At 52.9% G+C, this 17,030-nt stretch carries 13 protein-coding genes and 1 riboswitch; of the genes, 7 read left to right on the forward strand and 6 right to left on the reverse strand.

Annotation, left to right across the window (positions count from 1 at the left end):
* Positions 1–23: 23 nt before the first annotated feature.
* Both FHT67_RS19695 and FHT67_RS19700 read right to left on the reverse strand, forming a co-directional pair.
* Positions 24–539: an SRPBCC domain-containing protein gene (locus FHT67_RS19695; RefSeq protein ID WP_132311689.1), complete on the reverse strand. Its 516-nt coding sequence runs from the start codon at positions 537–539 to the stop codon at positions 24–26.
* Entirely contained in the window at positions 536–916 is a 381-nt protein-coding gene (locus tag FHT67_RS19700; protein ID WP_132311691.1) for an ArsR/SmtB family transcription factor, read from the reverse strand. The genes FHT67_RS19695 and FHT67_RS19700 overlap by 4 nt, the downstream gene beginning before the upstream one ends.
* Before the next feature lie 114 nt (positions 917–1,030).
* On the opposite strand from FHT67_RS19700, the gene FHT67_RS19705 reads away from it, so the two are divergent.
* The 5 genes from FHT67_RS19705 (at position 1,031) to FHT67_RS19725 (ending at position 10,587) form a co-directional block, all read left to right on the forward strand.
* Positions 1,031–1,225 carry a hypothetical protein gene (locus FHT67_RS19705; protein WP_167200905.1) on the forward strand — a complete coding sequence of 65 codons (195 nt, stop codon included), beginning with the start codon at positions 1,031–1,033 and terminating at the stop codon, positions 1,223–1,225.
* Positions 1,226–1,646: 421 nt separating this feature from the next.
* Entirely contained in the window at positions 1,647–7,577 is a 5,931-nt protein-coding gene (locus tag FHT67_RS30390) for a rhamnogalacturonan lyase family protein (RefSeq protein ID WP_279591578.1), read from the forward strand.
* 131 nt (positions 7,578–7,708) lie between these two features.
* The gene (locus FHT67_RS19715; protein WP_132311697.1) at positions 7,709–8,389 is read left to right on the forward strand and encodes a phosphatase PAP2 family protein; all 681 of its coding nucleotides are present in this window, start codon (positions 7,709–7,711) and stop codon (positions 8,387–8,389) included.
* Between the two features lie 79 nt (positions 8,390–8,468).
* Positions 8,469–9,053 carry a TetR/AcrR family transcriptional regulator gene (locus tag FHT67_RS19720; RefSeq protein ID WP_132311699.1) on the forward strand — a complete coding sequence of 195 codons (585 nt, stop codon included), beginning with the start codon at positions 8,469–8,471 and terminating at the stop codon, positions 9,051–9,053.
* 109 nt (positions 9,054–9,162) lie between these two features.
* A complete protein-coding gene (locus FHT67_RS19725; RefSeq protein ID WP_167200909.1) occupies positions 9,163–10,587 on the forward strand; it encodes an MFS transporter in 1,425 nt (474 codons plus the stop codon).
* Between the two features lie 57 nt (positions 10,588–10,644).
* On the opposite strand, the gene FHT67_RS19730 is transcribed toward FHT67_RS19725, so the two are convergent.
* A complete protein-coding gene (locus FHT67_RS19730; RefSeq protein ID WP_167200911.1) occupies positions 10,645–10,833 on the reverse strand; it encodes a hypothetical protein in 189 nt (62 codons plus the stop codon).
* A 123-nt stretch (positions 10,834–10,956) separates the two neighbouring features.
* Between FHT67_RS19730 and FHT67_RS19735 the strand changes: the two genes are divergently transcribed.
* Positions 10,957–12,741 (forward strand): SgrR family transcriptional regulator, encoded by a 1,785-nt coding sequence (locus FHT67_RS19735; RefSeq protein ID WP_243867347.1) that lies wholly within the window; start codon positions 10,957–10,959, stop codon positions 12,739–12,741.
* A 55-nt stretch (positions 12,742–12,796) separates the two neighbouring features.
* Here the strand turns inward: FHT67_RS19735 and FHT67_RS19740 are convergent, their stop codons facing one another.
* Genes FHT67_RS19740 through FHT67_RS19750 form a run of 3 tightly spaced genes read right to left on the reverse strand, consistent with a single transcriptional unit; the run spans position 12,797 to position 14,821 of the window.
* Positions 12,797–13,255, reverse strand: a complete 459-nt coding sequence (locus tag FHT67_RS19740) for a hypothetical protein (protein ID WP_167200913.1) — start codon at positions 13,253–13,255, stop codon at positions 12,797–12,799.
* A complete protein-coding gene (locus FHT67_RS19745; protein WP_167200915.1) occupies positions 13,252–14,025 on the reverse strand; it encodes a DUF5683 domain-containing protein in 774 nt (257 codons plus the stop codon). The genes FHT67_RS19740 and FHT67_RS19745 overlap by 4 nt, the downstream gene beginning before the upstream one ends.
* A 4-nt stretch (positions 14,026–14,029) precedes the next feature.
* Positions 14,030–14,821, reverse strand: a complete 792-nt coding sequence (locus FHT67_RS19750) for a hypothetical protein (protein WP_167200917.1) — start codon at positions 14,819–14,821, stop codon at positions 14,030–14,032.
* Positions 14,822–15,096: 275 nt separating this feature from the next.
* Between FHT67_RS19750 and FHT67_RS19755 the strand changes: the two genes are divergently transcribed.
* Entirely contained in the window at positions 15,097–16,746 is a 1,650-nt protein-coding gene (locus tag FHT67_RS19755) for a fibronectin type III domain-containing protein (protein ID WP_167200919.1), read from the forward strand.
* Between the two features lie 201 nt (positions 16,747–16,947).
* Positions 16,948–17,023: riboswitch (cyclic di-GMP riboswitch) on the forward strand.
* The last annotated feature ends 7 nt before the right edge of the window (positions 17,024–17,030 follow it).

Consider the following 17,030-nt stretch of genomic DNA (forward strand, 5'->3'; position numbering starts at 1 on the left):
CAACGCTTTTTCCGCTATGCAGCTTATTTTGCTGCTTGCAATGCTTCTTCCAGACGATCCCAAGTTTCCGAAATGCCTTGCAGCATTCCCATGTCCATAACCGTCTTCAGGGCGTCGCCCGATGCATACACCGCACGGTTGATCAGTTTGGTTGTGCCGTCTCCCAGATCAACAAACTCCAGTACGATATCGGTAGCAGGCAATTCTTCATTGATATGGCCTTCCGCATCGGAGAAGTAATCCGTGTAGCTGAAGCTGTTAGGCTCGTCGATTTCTTTGTATACGCCTTTGCCCCAGGATTCCATACCGTAAAAGTCGCCTTGGCTTTGATCCATGCACTTCATGCAATAATGCCATACGCCGCCCGGACGGAAATCGATTGTGCATACAGGCACTTCCCAGCCGCGTGGCCCCCACCAGCGCTTCAGATGCTCCGGCTCCTTGAACATCTTGAACACCAGCTCGCGCGGCGCAGTGAATACGCGCTCCAGCACCAGTACATTGTCATTCTCTACTCTTGATACGATTGCGTTTGTCATTTTAAATCCTCCTCAATATGGTTTTTGGGACTTGGTAACTGTTCTTTGCTTTGCAGTTCACGCAGGTAGTTCTCCAGGTTGTCGTAACGCTCTTCCCAGATCCGGCGGAAGGAGTTCACCCATGAATCGAGCGAGTGGAAGGGCTCTGGCCGAAGCTTGTAAAACCTGCGGTTTGCTTCCGCCTTCACTTCTACAATGCCGTGTTCGCTAAGCACTTTCAGATGCTTCGAAGCTTGAGGCTGCCTGATCCCCAGCTTGTCGGCGATTTCTCCTACTGTCAGGGGACCGTCACGCAGCAGCTCGACAATAAGCTTTCGATTTGGTTCAGCTAATGCGCTTAACGTCGTCATATCCAAGCCCGGATAATGTCCTGACATGCCTTTCACCTCTTTATGCGTCAGTCTCTCCGGCTGTTGATCTAAATATACATCATAAGGAATATTCCTGTAAAGGAATATTTAAAAGTTTTTTCGAAATACGCGGAGGTTTCCATGTCCCGGCAGCCGGATTACAAAATTCGTACCATTAATAAGGACCCAACGGTAAGTTATGAACAAGCTACCTACGCGATCTGGCTTTCTCCGAAGAAAGATCGCTTGGAAGCAGTAATTGAAGGGCAATCCAAATACGGTAAAATGACAAGGGAGAATACAGTAAAACTGCTGCCTATTTTGGAATCTCCCTGACACCTAATGGACCGCCGTATTCCTAAATACCCTATACCGAATGGAATAAACAAACCACCGTACCCATGCACAGCAGCTGATTCCCCCGAATCGGCTGCTTTTTTATGTTCAACCTCTGATATTTGATGAAAAATATCGGATTTTTAAATAGGAATCCGGATCTTGTTAGCAGTATGATCTTTGTGCACTCAAATTTTGGTAAGGACTGCCATGCGTACCGGAGCCCGAAGGGAGGGGGGGGAGTAACGTCAGATGATGAGCAAGGGCCGGCAATCCGATTGCTGGCATCGGCTTAAATGTAGTTTTGAAAGCGGTTGCAATACTTGCTTCGTATTGTAAGGCATCTCAAGAACCTACTGACGAATGAAAATAGGGAAGCGGGGATATCCATTATATGCGAATAAAAAGAAGACCGTTGTACATGTCATTGCTAGCTTTTGTCCTGCTCTGCGCAACGTTGCTGCCGGGCGTACAGTTTGGCGCAAAGCCCGCCCATGCAAGCGTGTCAGAGCCCGTGGTGCGGAAATTCGATTTCGGTACAGCCTCAAGCCCGGTAATGGCCGGGTATACGAGAGTTCACGAGTCGCTGCTGTATACGGCGGAGACCGGGTACGGCCTGAACGTGGCGGTGGCATCCCGCAATCGTTCGGGCGGCGATGAGCTGACGAATGATTTTGTGCTTGGCTTGTCGTATTCGTTCCTTGTTGATCTGCCTAACGGCGATTATAACGTCACCGCATATTCGGGCGATATTACCGGGAGCGGAACGACCAAGACGAACTTTGTTCTTGAAGGCGTGACGGCGGGATCGATCAGCGGCAAAGCGGTCGTGAACTCGGCTACATACAAGACGACGGTAAGCGACGGACAATTGACGGTAGACGTTACGGGCTCCGGCGCGGGCGGTTATTTGAACGGCCTTGTTATAGAGGAAGCGGTAGAAGCCGCTCCCGCTGCTCCGGCTTCCGTTGCGGTGACCGGACTGACCTCCTCAAGCGTAACGCTCGCCTGGAGCGGCGTTGACGGAGCGGCGAGCTATTCCGTATACCGTGCAAGCAGCGGTGACGCAGCGCCAACGTTAATCGGGCACACGCAGGCTGCCGAAACGACGTACTCGGATACCTCGGTTGCGGTTGGCGGCAGCTACACGTATTACGTATCCGCCATAAGCGCCGGCGGCCTGGAATCCCGGCGGAGCGCGCCGGTGACCGTTAGCGAAATTCCGGCTCCGCAGCCTCCTGCCGCGCCGGCGGGTGTTTCGGTAGACGAAGTCAATGCCAATGCGGTGAAGCTGAGCTGGAACGTAACGGAAGGGGCGGCCAGCTACAGGATCATGCGTTCCGAAGCGGCGGAGGGGTCTTTTGCGGAGATTGGCCAATCGACGAATCCGTCATATACAGACAACACGGCGGATACGTCGAAGCGTTATTATTATCAGGTTATTGCGGTGAATGAGGCGGGCGAATCTTCCGCATCCGGCACCGTATCGAGCCCGGCATACGTACCGCCGGCCGAGCTGCCGGAGGGCGGGGTTCAACGGTTTGATTTTGGCCCTGGTCCCATTGCCGAAGGTTATACCGGAGTTATGGCAACGACCAAATACTCGTCATCGCTGAAATACGGCTTTGCCGATCCGGCAAAGGTAACGTCCGTCGACCGGGGCACAAGCGATGCGGTGAAATCCGATTTTGCCGTGCCGCAGGATACCTCCTTTATCGTGGATCTTCCGAACGGGGATTACACGGTGTCGCTTGTGGCGGGGGATGAGCAAGGAGCAACGGACATTGCGATCAAGGCGGAAAATATGCAGAAGGTGCAGCAGACGGCGAAGACCGCCGGCCAATACCTGGAGATGGAATTCCCGATTGCGCTCGTTGACGGGCAATTGAATTTCGAATTTACGGGTACGGCGCCAAAGATCAATGCCATCGTTATTGCCAAGCAGGCTGACCGCCAGCCGGGGGAGATTCCGACCGTCTATATCGCGGGCGACTCGACCGTTCAGACCTATGATCCTTATTGGGAGCCGCAAGCCGGCTGGGGACAAATGCTGCCTCGCTTCTTCAATAACGACGTCGCGATCGTGAACAAAGCCATTGGAGGACGCAGCACCAAAAACTTTATAACGGAAGGCCGTCTCGACGAGATTTTGCGCGCGATAAAGCCAGGCGATTCCTTCCTCGTTCAGTTCGGTCATAACGATGCGACGATCAGCATTCCCGAACGGTACGCCTCTCCGGCCGATTATAAAAACTTCCTGGAGAACTATTATATCGAAGGCGCGATTCAGCGGGGGGCAACGCCGATTCTCGTAACGCCGATGGGCCGCCGCGACTTTAATGCCGAAACCGGCAAGTTTAACGTCAGCTTCCCGGAATACGTGCAGGCGATGAAGGAAGCCGCAGCGGACAAACACGTTGCTATGGTCGATCTCAGCGCATTAAGCATTGCTTATTACAATTCGATTGGATTCGAAGCCACAACGTCGGTGTTCCTGTACGCCGATCCGGGCATCTATCAGGCCTTCCCGAACGGCTCGGCGGATAATACGCACTTCCAGGAGTACGGCGCGATTCAGCTTGCCCGCCTTCTGGCAGGAGGCATTAAGGAGCTGGATCTTCCGCTTGCAAATTCGGTGAAAGAAATTGAGCTTCCGGCAGATGTACCGGCCAAGATAAGCGGGTTGATCGCGGGCAGCGTGAGCAATGCGGGGGCCGTACTCAAATGGAATGCGAACGAAACGGCGGATATATACAAGATATACCGCAAGCTGGCTTCCGAACCGGAATCGGCTTACAAAATGGTAGGAACGGCTACCGTTCCAAGCTTTACGATGGGTGGCATGGCGGAAGGGCTGAGTTACACGGTCCGCGTAACGGCCGTCAACGGCCGCGGCGAATCCACGCCTTCCGATGAAGTGACCCTTACAACGAAGTCGGCAAAATACCGGTACGATTTTGGCCCGGTTGGGGCTCCGGTTGCGGAGGGTTATACCGAAGTGACGCGCAGCGTCTTGTATACGCCGGAGCGGGGATACGGCCTGACCGACAGCACCGGAATGATCGACCGCGACCGCGGCTCGGCAACGGATGCTTTGCGCCGCGACTTTGTCGCTTACTTCGGCAATTCGTACGAGTTCAAGGTGGATCTTCCAAGCGGTTATTACTCCGTGAAGACCTATACCGGCGATTGGATCGGCTCCACGAAAACGAACGTCGCCATTGAGGGCAAAGATTATGGGACCGTCTCGTCCGGCAAGGAAAATATCGCGGAGAAGGTCTACAACAACATCGCGGTAAAAGACGGTCAGATGAATCTCGTATTCAGCGGCCAGACGGCGCATTTGAACGGCCTTGAAATAACGCCGATTCTGCTTGCGCCAACGGGACTTAAGCTGGATGAGCTGCAGCTTTCAACCGATCCCGTGGAGGCCCAGCTGTCCTGGACGCCAGCGGAAAGCGCGGCAGCCTACCGCGTATACCGCAAATCGGCGGACGCGGCTAATGCGGAGCTTCTCGGCGAGTTAACGTCTGCATCCTTCCGCGATACGACAGGCGACGTGGGTCAGCAATACGCGTACACGGTTACGGCGGTAGACAGCGCAGGCTTGGAGTCCGTTGCATCGAACGAGCTGACGATCTCCACCATTGATCCAAGCGTTCCGCTTGCTCCCGTACCGCACGATCTGGCTGTCGCGACTATCAGCAAGAACAGCGTAAGCATGACTTGGACCGGTTCAACGGAGGCGCGTGCCTACAACGTTTACCGGGCGACAAAAGAAAGCGGTACGTTCCAGCTGCTCGGCAAAACAAAAGAGCCTTCTTACACCGATTCTACCGTATTAACAACGGTTCCATATTACTACAAGGTAGCGGCGGTGAATGCGGGCGGTATTTCCGCCATGTCGGATGTACTGGCAACGGAAGCGGTAACGACGCTTTACCGCAATATGGAATATTTGGACCGCGCGCCGGTAGCGGTTAAGCAAGCAGGAGGTATCTATATCGGCTGGCGTATGCTGGGCCTTGACCCGGATACGATCGCTTTTAACGTTTACCGCGACGGAGTAAGGCTGAATAAGACTCCTATAACAGGCAGCACGAATTACTTCGATCCAGCAGGCACGGAACAATCGCAATACCGCATCACGTTAATCATTAACGGCGTTGAAAGACCCGCAACAAAAAGCTTTAACGTATGGAAGCAGCAGTACCTGTCTATTCCGCTGCAAAAACCGGCCGATGCTTATACGAAGGACGGCCAGCCGTATACGTATAGCGCGGGCGACGCCAGCGTTGGCGACCTGGACGGCGACGGGCAGTATGAAATCGTGATGCTGTGGTCGCCTTCGAATGCGAAGGACAACTCGCAGGCAGGTTATACCGGTATCGTGTACATGGATGCTTACGAAATGGACGGAACCCGTCTGTGGCGCATGAATCTTGGACCAAATATTCGGGCCGGGGCGCATTACTCGCCATTTACGGTCTATGATCTGGACGGGGACGGCAAAGCGGAGGTTGTGCTCAAAACCGCCGACGGCACCATTGACGGTCAAGGCAAAGCGATCGGCGACGCGTCCAAGGACAATCGCAACAGCTCGGGTTACGTGCTGCTGGGCGATGAATTCCTGACCGTATTTAACGGTCAGACCGGCGGAGCCGTATCCACCGTCAGCTATGATCCGCCGCGCGGTGACGTTGGCGCATGGGGCGATACGTACGGGAACCGCGTTGACCGCTTCTTGGCTTCCGTCGCTTATCTGGACGGCGAGCATCCAAGCGTGATTTTCAGCCGCGGCTACTACACCCGCACCGTCATTGTTGCGTATGACTTCAAGGACGGCAAGCTGGAGAAGCGCTGGCGTTTCGACACGAACGACGAAGGCAACGGCGGTTACGTGGGCCAAGGCAACCATAACATGTCGGTTGGCGACGTGGATCAGGACGGCAAGGACGAGATCCTGTTCGGCGCGCTCGCTATCGACGATAACGGCGAAGCGCTGTACAGTACGGGCCTTGGTCATGGCGACGCGATGCATTTCGGCGATCTCGATCCAACCCGCCCGGGGCTTGAAGTATTTGGCGTACACGAGCATACGGATGCGGAATACGGCCTCGAAATGCATGATGCGGCAACCGGCGAGATCGTCTGGGGCGTGCATACCGGCATCGATACGGGCCGCGGCTTGACCGCGGATCTGGATCCGAACTATCCGGGCGAGGAAATGTGGTCCTCGACGATTACGAACGAACAGCAGATTCAAATTACGGGATTGTTCAGCGCAAAAGGCGAGCGGATCAGCGCAAGCATTCCTTCGTCAACAAACAACGCCATTTGGTGGGATGCCGATCCGCTCAGAGAACTGCTTGATCATAAGTGGGATACAACGCTTAAAGCCGGCATCGGCAAAATCGACAAGTGGAATTTCGAGACGCAAGCCACCGAAAATCTGCTGACGGCGGAAGGCGCCTTGTCCAACAACTCGACAAAAGGCAACCCTTCGCTTCAGGCCGATTTGTTTGGCGATTGGCGGGAAGAGGTAATGTGGCGTTCCGCGGACAGCTCGGAGCTGCGCATCTATACAACTACGGATGTAACGGATTACCGCATCCGGACGCTGATGCAGGATCCGGTCTACCGCCTTGGCGTTGTGTGGCAGAACAGCGGCTACAACCAGCCGCCTCATACAAGCTTCTTCCTTGGAGCGGGCATGGAAATGCCTTCGGCTCCGCGCATCCAATACGCAGCTCCGCAGCCGGAAGAGAAAGCGATGGGCGTGCCCGGCAAGCCGGTGCTCGCAAGCGATAACGGCTACGATACCGGATTGCTGGACGGCAGCTACAGGATTACGATGAATATGTGGTACGGCTATAACGGTACGATTTACAAGCTGTACGAGAACGGCGTGCTAGTCGATGCGAAGCAGCTGACGGACAACTCGCCAACGGCTCAAATGGCTGCAACCGCGATCAACGGCAAACCGAACGGCACGTACACGTATACATGCGAGCTGATCAATTCTTTCGGCACAGCGTCCTGCTCGCCGCTTACCGTAACGGTCAAGGACGCATCGCCCGGCAAGCCGGTGCTGTCGAATGACAACTGGGATAACAATGGCGACTATAAAGTGACGATGAATATGTGGTGGGGTACCAACGCAACCACCTACAAGCTGTATGAGAATGGCGCACTAATCGATACCCAAACGCTGACGGCTCAAACACCAAACGCGCAGACTGCGGCTACGACGATCACGGGCCGCGCCAAGGGGACTTATGAATACCGCGTGGAATTGATTAACGATACAGGTTCAACGGAAAGCTCCGTGATGAAGGTAACGGTAAAATAACAAACGGTTAGGCAGGCAGCCGGCTTACGGCTGTCTGTTTTTTTATTCGCCGCGCCGGATTACTTGCTACCCGGCTCTTGAACCAGACGTATAAGGGTATACTATGGAAAAAGGGGGAAGGAGCAGAGCGAATGGATTCCATCAAGGCGCAAAACAAGGTATTATTGCGTTCATTCGTATTCACGATTCTGATTCTGTTCGTGTTTGGCTGGATTGCGCAGCTTGTAAGCGGGCAGCGGATTGCGGTTTTTGACAATAACGTAACGGATGCCATTCGGGGCGTGCGTTCCGATGCCATGACGGTTGTCATGAGAGTATTCACCGAGCTTGGGTCGGAGTTTATGGTTATCCTTATCGTTATTGCCTTTTCATCGCTATTTGCGTTTATCGGCTACCGGAGAGAGCTTATCTTCTATCTTGGCGTCATCGTTAGCTCGGCGCTGCTGAATCTGGTGCTCAAGACGATCTTCCAACGGGCAAGACCGGATATTAACCGGATTATCGAAGCGTCCGGCTTCAGCTTTCCAAGCGGGCATTCGATGTCGGCCTTTACGCTATACGGCATTACGATCTATTTTCTGTGGAAGCATTTGAAGTATAGATGGATGCGGGCGGCCGTCATCCTGGTTGGAGTCGTCATTATAGCGATGATCGGGATCAGCAGAATTTATCTTGGCGTGCATTATCCCAGCGATGTGATTGGCGGTTATCTGGTCAGCGCGGCATGGCTCATGATGAGTATCGGGTTATACGAACGATTTCTGGAGCAGCGGTGGTTGTCCAGGAAGCTAAGACGTCAAAATTATTATTGACCGATCGATCCGGAAATGCTAATATGAATCCAACGAACATTTTGGACTGTTCAGTCTATAAAGAAAGGAGGCAGTTCCCATGGCAAGAAGCAAAGAATTTGATAAAACGGTTGTCTTGCGTAAGGCAATGGAGGTATTTGGCCACTACGGTTATGAAGGAGCCTCTCTGCAGCTATTACTCGATGAACTTGGCATTGCCCGGCAAAGCCTGTATGACACTTACGGGACGAAACGCGATCTGTTCGTACAGGCAGTTAAGCATTATGTGAACGAGAAGTCGGATGCGGTGGTCGCTTATTTGACCAAGACGGATTCCGTTAAGCAGGCGATAACGGAAATCTTCCATTCTATTGTGGAGACGTTAACCGATGAAGAGCGTCGCAAGGAATGCTTAATCTTAAACAGCGCTATCGATCAGGTTCCGCATGATCCGGAGATCGGAAAGCTGTTCATGGAGGACAAAAACCGGCTGGAGGCAGCTTTATACCAAGCATTGGCCCATGGACGGGAGAAGGGCGAGATTAATCCTGATCGGGATTTGCGCGCAATGGCCCAATATCTCTACCACGCTAGATACGGGTTGACCCAGGCGGCAAAGCTCACTGACGACCCGAAGGATTTGCAGCAAATTATGTCCATTACCCTGTCGGTCATGGAAAAGTAAGTGAAGCGTTTTTGCGCGCTTCGTTTCTTTTTTCTCATTTCGGACCAAATGGTCTACAATATCTCTGTCAAAATTAGACTGATTGGTCTATTAAAGAGGAGCGAATAAAATGAAAACAAACAAATTATTAGCCATTCTCGTTTTGGCCGTATCGCAGTTGATCATGGCGCTGGATTACACCATTATCTTTGTAGCCATGCCTTCGCTTGGTCACGATCTCGGATTCTCGGCGAGTCACCTGCAGTGGGTGGTGAGTGCCTATTCTCTGGCCTTCGGCGGATTTCTGCTGCTTGGCGGCAGGCTTTCGGATCTAATGGGCAGAAGGATGATGTTTATGCTGGCAATGGGGCTGTTCGGACTAGGCTCGCTGCTTGGCGGTCTGGCTGATTCCCAATTGACGCTTATTCTTGCCAGAGGGCTTCAAGGTCTTGGCGGCGCCTTGTTATCTCCGGCTACTCTGTCTCTTATCATGTCGAACTTCGAGGAAGGCCGGGAGCGCAATCGTGCAATGGGCATATGGGCCTCCATGGGTGGCGTAGGCATGTCCCTGGGGCTTTTACTCGGCGGGGTATTGACCAGCTATATAGGATGGGAAGCGACCTTTTTCGTTAATGTGCCTATTGCGCTGATTGTCATTTTGTTATCCCCTGTGGTGCTCGTCGAGAGCAAATCCGCGTCAGGCTCCCGGCATTACGATGCGGCGGGAACGTTATCCGTAACAGCAGGCATGCTGCTCGTTGTGTATTACCTCATCCAGTCTCCGGTGACGGGGTGGCTTAGCGCGGCAACGCTGCCGTATCTGCTCATTGGCGTTGTGCTTCTGTTGGCGTTTATTCGAATCGAAAAGAAATCCAAAGAACCGCTGCTTCCCCTCGGCTTATTCCGCAACCGGAATTTGACTGGGGCATCGCTTACCGCATTCCTGTTTTCCGCATCGTTTGGGACGCTGTATTATTTCCTTACTTTATATACGCAAGGCGTGCTGCACTACTCAGCTATTCAATCGGGGCTTAGTTTCCTGCCTCTGACCCTTAGCGCATTCCTGGGAGCCCGGATGATTAACTATGCGTTGAGCAAGGTCGGGGTTGCCGGCACCATTGCCGTCGGTATGGGACTTGGCTTGATCGGATTTCTACTGTTGACCAGGTTGTCCGAATACGGCTCGGCTTGGGGCATTATCCCGGGGACGGTAATCGTTGGCCTTGGTCAGGCCTTAGTGTTTACTACCATGTTTATTGCCGGCAGCAGCGGTGTCGATCCCAAGACGCAAGGCGTTGCCTCTGCGGTGATTTCGACCGGCCAGCAGATTGGAGGGGCCGTAGGCCTCGCGGTTATCATGGCCGTTTTATCGGCAAGTCTGGGATCAACCGCTACGCTTGAAACGATGCTTCCGGCTGATCTGAACGAGGCGATTCATACGGCTTTCGTCATTAGCGCGGTTATTGCCCTGCTAGGCATTCTTGTTGCCTATTCGACCTTGAAGCAGAATAAGCCGGAGAAGCTTCAGGATACGAAAGTGACGCCTCTGCATTAATACCAAGAAGAAAGGACCCTCCTCGATGCAGGATGGTCCTTATTCATGAACTGGCGATCATCTTTTCCTCCAGGTGAGCGGCTTCATCACATGCAGCAGCGGAGTGAGGAATCCGTTGCGGCGGCCCTTTTTCGCATCGCTGTCGTACTTGACGTAACGTCCCAAGCGGATAGCCCGGTCGAGCTCGGCCTGGCGGAGCTTTTGCAGTTGATCCACGGTGTGGTAATCATTGTAATTGTACGGCATTTCAACATCCCCTTTAATCGGTTGAACTATTTGTTTTCTTGTTTTCATTATGCGGGTGAAACAAAGAGGTAAAAAGTGTAGAATAGTTGCAATAGATTTCCCCTTTTAGCGAGGTGAGGAGAATTGCTGGTACTGGAACGATATTTGACCCTGTACAACCGTTTTGCCGGCGAACCCGGAGCAGGCGCGACGGCAGAGGCGTCCCTGGAGCAGGTAGCGGAAGCTCTATTCTGTACGGAGCGCAATGCCAAGCTGGTGCTCCGCAAGCTGACGGAAGAGGGACTAATCGATTGGCAGGCGGGACGGGGCCGAGGCAACCGCTCGCAAATTACATTCCGGGAAGACCGGGAGAAGCTGCTGCTCGATCTGTCGAAGCGGTATGCGGAGGATGGCGAATACAACAAGGCATTCCATCTTCTGCAGACCTTCGGGGAAGGGACGGCCGCGAACGAGAAGTTTATGGAGTGGATGAGCGGAAACTTCGGCTTTCGCAGGCAGCCGGGGAAGGAAGCGGACGTACTGCGTCTCCCGATCTTCAAGACCATTATGACGCTTGATCCGGCCGATTTCGTCTATTCCTTGTGCTCGCATATGATTCAGCAAATTTTCGACCGGCTTGTCCTCCTTGATGAAGCGACCGGACAGATCAAGCCCGGAATCGCGCATTATTGGGAGCATAACGAAGACGCTACCGTATGGACCTTCCATCTGCGGAAAGGTATTCACTTTCACGGAGGGCGCGAGCTGACGGCGGAAGATGTTGTATTTACGGCAGAGCGCCTGAAGAACGGAGGCAAACGCAACAGCTGGATTATGCGTTCTCTTGAGCGCGTGGAAGCCGTATCGGAGCGGATTGTAAGGTTTCATCTGACGCGTCCCAACTGGCTGTTTCTGAAATACGCGTCCTCGAATGTAATGGCGATTCTGCCGGCCAATCTGCTGGGACTAACCGAAGAGCAGTTCTGGAAGCTGCCTTCCGGTACCGGGCCGTTTCAGATAGAGGAGTGGAAGGACGGCAAGCTGCTGCTTGGAGCCAACCCGCATTATTACCAGTCTCGTCCCCACCTGGACCAGGTGGAGATCGTTCACGTGCCGCAGGAAGAAGCGAGAAAAGCCGGAATGACCAGCTGGCAGCAATTGATCTGCGATCCGACGCTGCGGGATGTAACGGTGGAGAACGGCTGGATTCAGATTGAATCCAAGAGCTTATGCACCAGTCTGCTTAGCTGGAATATGGAGAAGGCCGGTCCGCAGCGTTCGGAGGCGTTCCGCCGTATCGTGAACCGGCTGATTGACCGCCATGCGATGATCCGGGAATTAACCGGGTACAGGGATTTTCCTGCAAGAGGATTTTTCCCCGAGCTTGCGACCGCTCATGAACCGGATACGGATCGTTTGGAGCCGGAGGAAGCGGGCAGGCTGCTGCTTGAAGCCGGGTATAACGGGGAGCCGATGACCTTGTGCGCCCATCCGGGTCATGCCGAGGATGTGAACTGGATTGCGGATCGCTGCCGCCGTGCCGGTATTTCCGTCCTGGTGCGCATTGAAGCGCCTTATACGATTCATCATGTCTTGGATGAGATTGATCTGCTGTTCCATGCGCTTGTATTTCCGGAGGAGGACGTAAGCCTCATTGAGGGCTGCGAGCAGGAAGGGAGCTTTCTGAAGGAGCTGATGAGCCCCGAGCTGTCGCGCTGGACGATGGAAAGCTTCGATCGGGCGCTGGCAAGCGAAGACCCGAATAGCCGCAAAGCGATTTACGCGGGGATTGAGGAGAGGCTTAAAGGCGAGGCACAGGTGCATTTCGTCCTTCATATGAAATTTCATACCGATTATCATCCTTCGTTAAAAGGAGTCCGGATCAACTCGCTTGGCTGGATCGATTTTAAGGATATTTTCCGTACCTGACTCTTGCATTCGTAACGGTCTGCCTCCGGCGGGCTGTTTTTTTTGCGCCCGGGAACTATTCGGGCGAGGCCTGGGCAAGGCCAACCGTTAAGGCCCGGTTCGTCCACATCACTTGTTGAACCTCATCGGCTTGCCAGGCCTGGCATTGCACAATGACGGTAACCTCGGATTTAAACTTATTGTGCCTTTTGTGCTTATTCACGAAAATCGCATTGATTCCGAAGCCGAGACAAAAGCCGGTAAAAGCAAAGATCAGCCCCCATATAATAGGTCCCCATGTCCAAATAAATCCCAGACTGGTGCCGATGACGGACATAGCCGTAGCGCAAGCCAAGCCAATCTCGACTCCCGTGGAAAGGGAGCTCGCTTTGTTCGGCTTATCGGATTGAAAGATCTTGGATTCCTTATCCATGCATACGACTAGCAGCCGTTCCTTGGATACCCCTATGCTTTCTAGTTTCGTCAGAGCATGCTCAAGCTCGATGGAATGCATGAAGGTGCCGATAATAATCATCCGTTATCACCTGACTTGCCAAAGATTCGTACAGCGGAGGAGCGGTAACGCTCAGCCAGGTACTGGCGCTGCCCCAAGCTGAAAAGCAGATTATGCTCTTTAGCTATCAAAAAGGCATGATACATGGAACCGCCTATAACAGAAGGCATAAACAACAGCCAATGGGCGCTCAAAACGGCGATAGATTCCGTTAGTCTTCCACTCAGGAGATGGATTAACGATTCATGCGCATGAGACAAAACGACATACAGCCACCACCAGAATATCGCATAGAAAGCGAGGCCGATCCGGTGATTGTACAGCTGGCCCATGCCGGGAAACAACAGCGAAATGACGGCTGCGGCTAACGGGCTTTTAGGCTGGATATACTGCACCTCGGATGTAAACAGCGTCATATTGGGGAGAGGTTCATTCTCCAGCCGCGCGATCCGGTAGAGCTTGTTCTGATAGACCGCGGAGCAGTAGCAGTCCCACATCGCGACGAAATAAATAATGATATAACCGATTACAAATCGGGGCTCGAGGATCGCTTTTGCCTCGGCAAAATTCCCGCAAAGCGTATAGACGATCGCCTGGTTGACATGGCCAAGCGTGTTGAATATCACTTCCGATAACGAGAGGAAGGTTCCCCTTAAATACTGGTTCAGCAAAAAATGCCCGAAGCCGGGGAATGCAGCCGACCACCACCAGACCATGTAGGGATTGCGGGAATGGATAGACGTTATGCCAAACGGGCTTAGTTTGGCGACGGGCCTCCGTGAGGGGTTCATCGAATCAGCTCTCCCTTCGCGATAGCACAGCAGATTTTTCGGCTATAATTCGGTGTATTCCGGCAAGCAGCTGAAGAATGACGATTTGCAGCAAGAGCAGGAGAAGCACCAGCCAAACGCCGGACGTATATAAAATATCCCTATGGTTGAGCCACCAGTAAACGCAGCCCATGATAACGAACAAAATCGCCTTCCAGATCCAGCCGCCCCGCAAGGAAACTAGACAGGCGAACAAGAGGGAATCGGCATGCACGATTAGAGTAGCGAATGCCAGATTGTCCCGGGCAGGGTCTTCAAACCATCCGGGTCTAAATCCAAGCTGGTAAAAGATCAGCAAATAGCCGGACATGATTGTTCCTTGCAGAGATACGTTAATGATATAAAGCATCACCAGCCGGAGCAGGTAGGGATGGTCCGGCTGGCATAGCTTTTGCCAGAGCCATTTCCCCATTGAGGGGAGCAAGATCAATCCGATTCCCGTATAGATGAGTTTCCACCAATGATGCTCGAAAACCCCTAAATAGATAAAGGACTGTTCAATTGCCATAAAGCCCGCTGCAATAAGGAGGATCCACCGGAAGCGAATCCGGTAGACCGCAATTAGCGTGCAGGTAGACGGGACGATAAAGCCGTTGGATACGATAGCGCCCATCGCACTGTCATAAAACGAATTGCGGAGTATCCCGGGCTTATAGCTATAGCTGTTAAGAAGTACAAAGATGACCAGCTCCAGAATGTAGACAGCGCCGGCAATACAGATATAGAAGGGGAGAATCTTTAAGTTTTTTGTTCTCAACCAGGAGAGCGCAATAAATATTAAACTCGCGATAACAAGGAGCAAGTACGGGATAAACGATGGAATAAAATCATCTCCAGGTCGGCAGGATGTTGGGACTGGAATTATTCTTCCAATTTTGCTCTAATTTATGCCAGCCATTGGTATTTTCTTTGCCGCCAAAGACGGAATGAAAGCAATCACATCAAACCTTCAACTGTACGGAACACTCCCTTAATTAATCATCAATAAAATAGGGCTTGTACCACATTTTACCTATATGGGAGAGTGAATTCATGTACACGTCACCAATGAAACGCATGGTGAAAACAGCTTTAGCCGGAACGATGGCGGCTGCCATGCTCGCAGCCCCGTTCCTGTATTCGCAGTCGGCTTTTGCCGCGGTCGGCACGCCTAACTATGAGGTGAAGCTGACCCTCGATCCGGCTCTTGTTCTGGATTCGAGCCACAACCTGGTCAGCGCGGTACGGAGCGAGTTCGACACAGGCAGCTCGTACAAATCTTACAGGGTACAGTACATGGATACGGCAACGCAAAGCATGCAAGGACAGGGCTGGAGCGAGCGGATTCGCAAACGGGATGACCAGAGCAATCATGAGATTCAATACAAGAAACGATACGACGTGGTAAACGGCGATATTAACGCCGCTTTGACGCAAGCGGCAAGCGAGGGGCTTGATTCGTCTTCCGGTTTTGACTTCCAAGTGGATTGGGGCTACTCCAAGCAAACGCTCAGCATCGATTACGAGAAGGACGTGACGATCTCCGGTTATAGCGGCAGCGGACTGAAAATGCCAAACGAAGCAACATCGCGTACCGTATCGGTATCCAGCGAACCAAGCAAGTTTACCAATTGGACAAGCACGGGCTGGGGAACAACGCAGCTCAATAACGCTGTTGTATACGGACCGGTTGATTTCAAGCGTTATGAGGGTACGTTTGACGATCTCGATCTGGACATCGAGGTGTGGACGGTAATGAATGAAGCGAAGACGGGCAACGAGTATTGGGTGGAAGCATCTTTCAAGACGGACAGCTACAGCGAAGCAAGCTCGACCCGCACGGCTTTGATTAATGAGCTGAACAGCAAAGGCTGGCTGATCCCGCAGGACCTGCTCCGCACAAGCCAAATTATCGAACGTTATGCCCCGGCTCCGGCGGTACCGGACACAACGGCTCCTACGGCGCCAACGAACGCAACGGCAACGGCTGCTTCCAGCAACCAGATTAATCTGAGCTGGACGGCTTCCACGGACAATGTTGGCGTGACGGGCTATAATGTTTACCGGGGCGGCGTGCTGGCCGGTTCTTCGGCCGGTACCTCCTACAGCGACACGGGCTTGACGGCATCCACAAGCTATTCTTATACGGTCAAGGCGAAGGATGCGGCAGGCAACGAGTCGGCAGCAAGCAGCACAGTAAGCGCGACAACGCTGGCGGCTGGCAGCGGCGGCACGACAGGCGGCACTTACAATGTGAACGGCAGCACGGGAACTTATATCGAAGCGGAAAACTATACGGCGAAGAACGGTACGTTTCTTAACGCAGCCTGCCCGGTATGCTCGAACGGCTACGATATGGAGACGCCTAACGGTTCCGGCGACGGCAACACGAACTACATTGCTTATACGATTAATGTAACGAATGGCGGCTCCTTCTACGTTCATTTGCTCAGCAGCGGCGTCGACAGCAGCTCGGACAGCTTTACGGTTGCGATTGACAGTGCTTCCGGCTCGCAAGTAACAACGACTTCGAATAGCACCTGGGCTTGGAAAAAATCCAGTTCCATGTCGATCGCAAACGGCACGCACACGCTGTACATTAAAGGAAGAGAAGACGGCGCGAAGGTAGACAAGATCTACCTGTCGAAGTCGAGCACATCCCCAACCGGACTTGGCGGAACGGCTGCCGTGCCGGTGAGTTAATAGCTGTTGGCAAGAGCGGACACCTCATGGTGATCCGCTCTTTTTTTGCGTCAATCTTTGATCTCTTAGTCGCAGGACCAAGATTCTATTAATCTAGTAGTTCCGTACGACTATTTTCCTGAAAATGAATTTACAACCATGCACAATTTACTATATTATACAGAACATAATCCAAGATTATCATATCTTGCATATTTCTATGAACCGAAAAGGCAAACCAGCCGCGAGGCTGGGACGCAAAGTCATGGGTCCCCCGTAGGATCGCCAGACCGCCGAAATCGCCC

Origin of the sequence: Paenibacillus sp. BK720, from assembly GCF_011761545.1 — a bacterium.
GTDB lineage: Bacteria > Bacillota > Bacilli > Paenibacillales > Paenibacillaceae > Pristimantibacillus.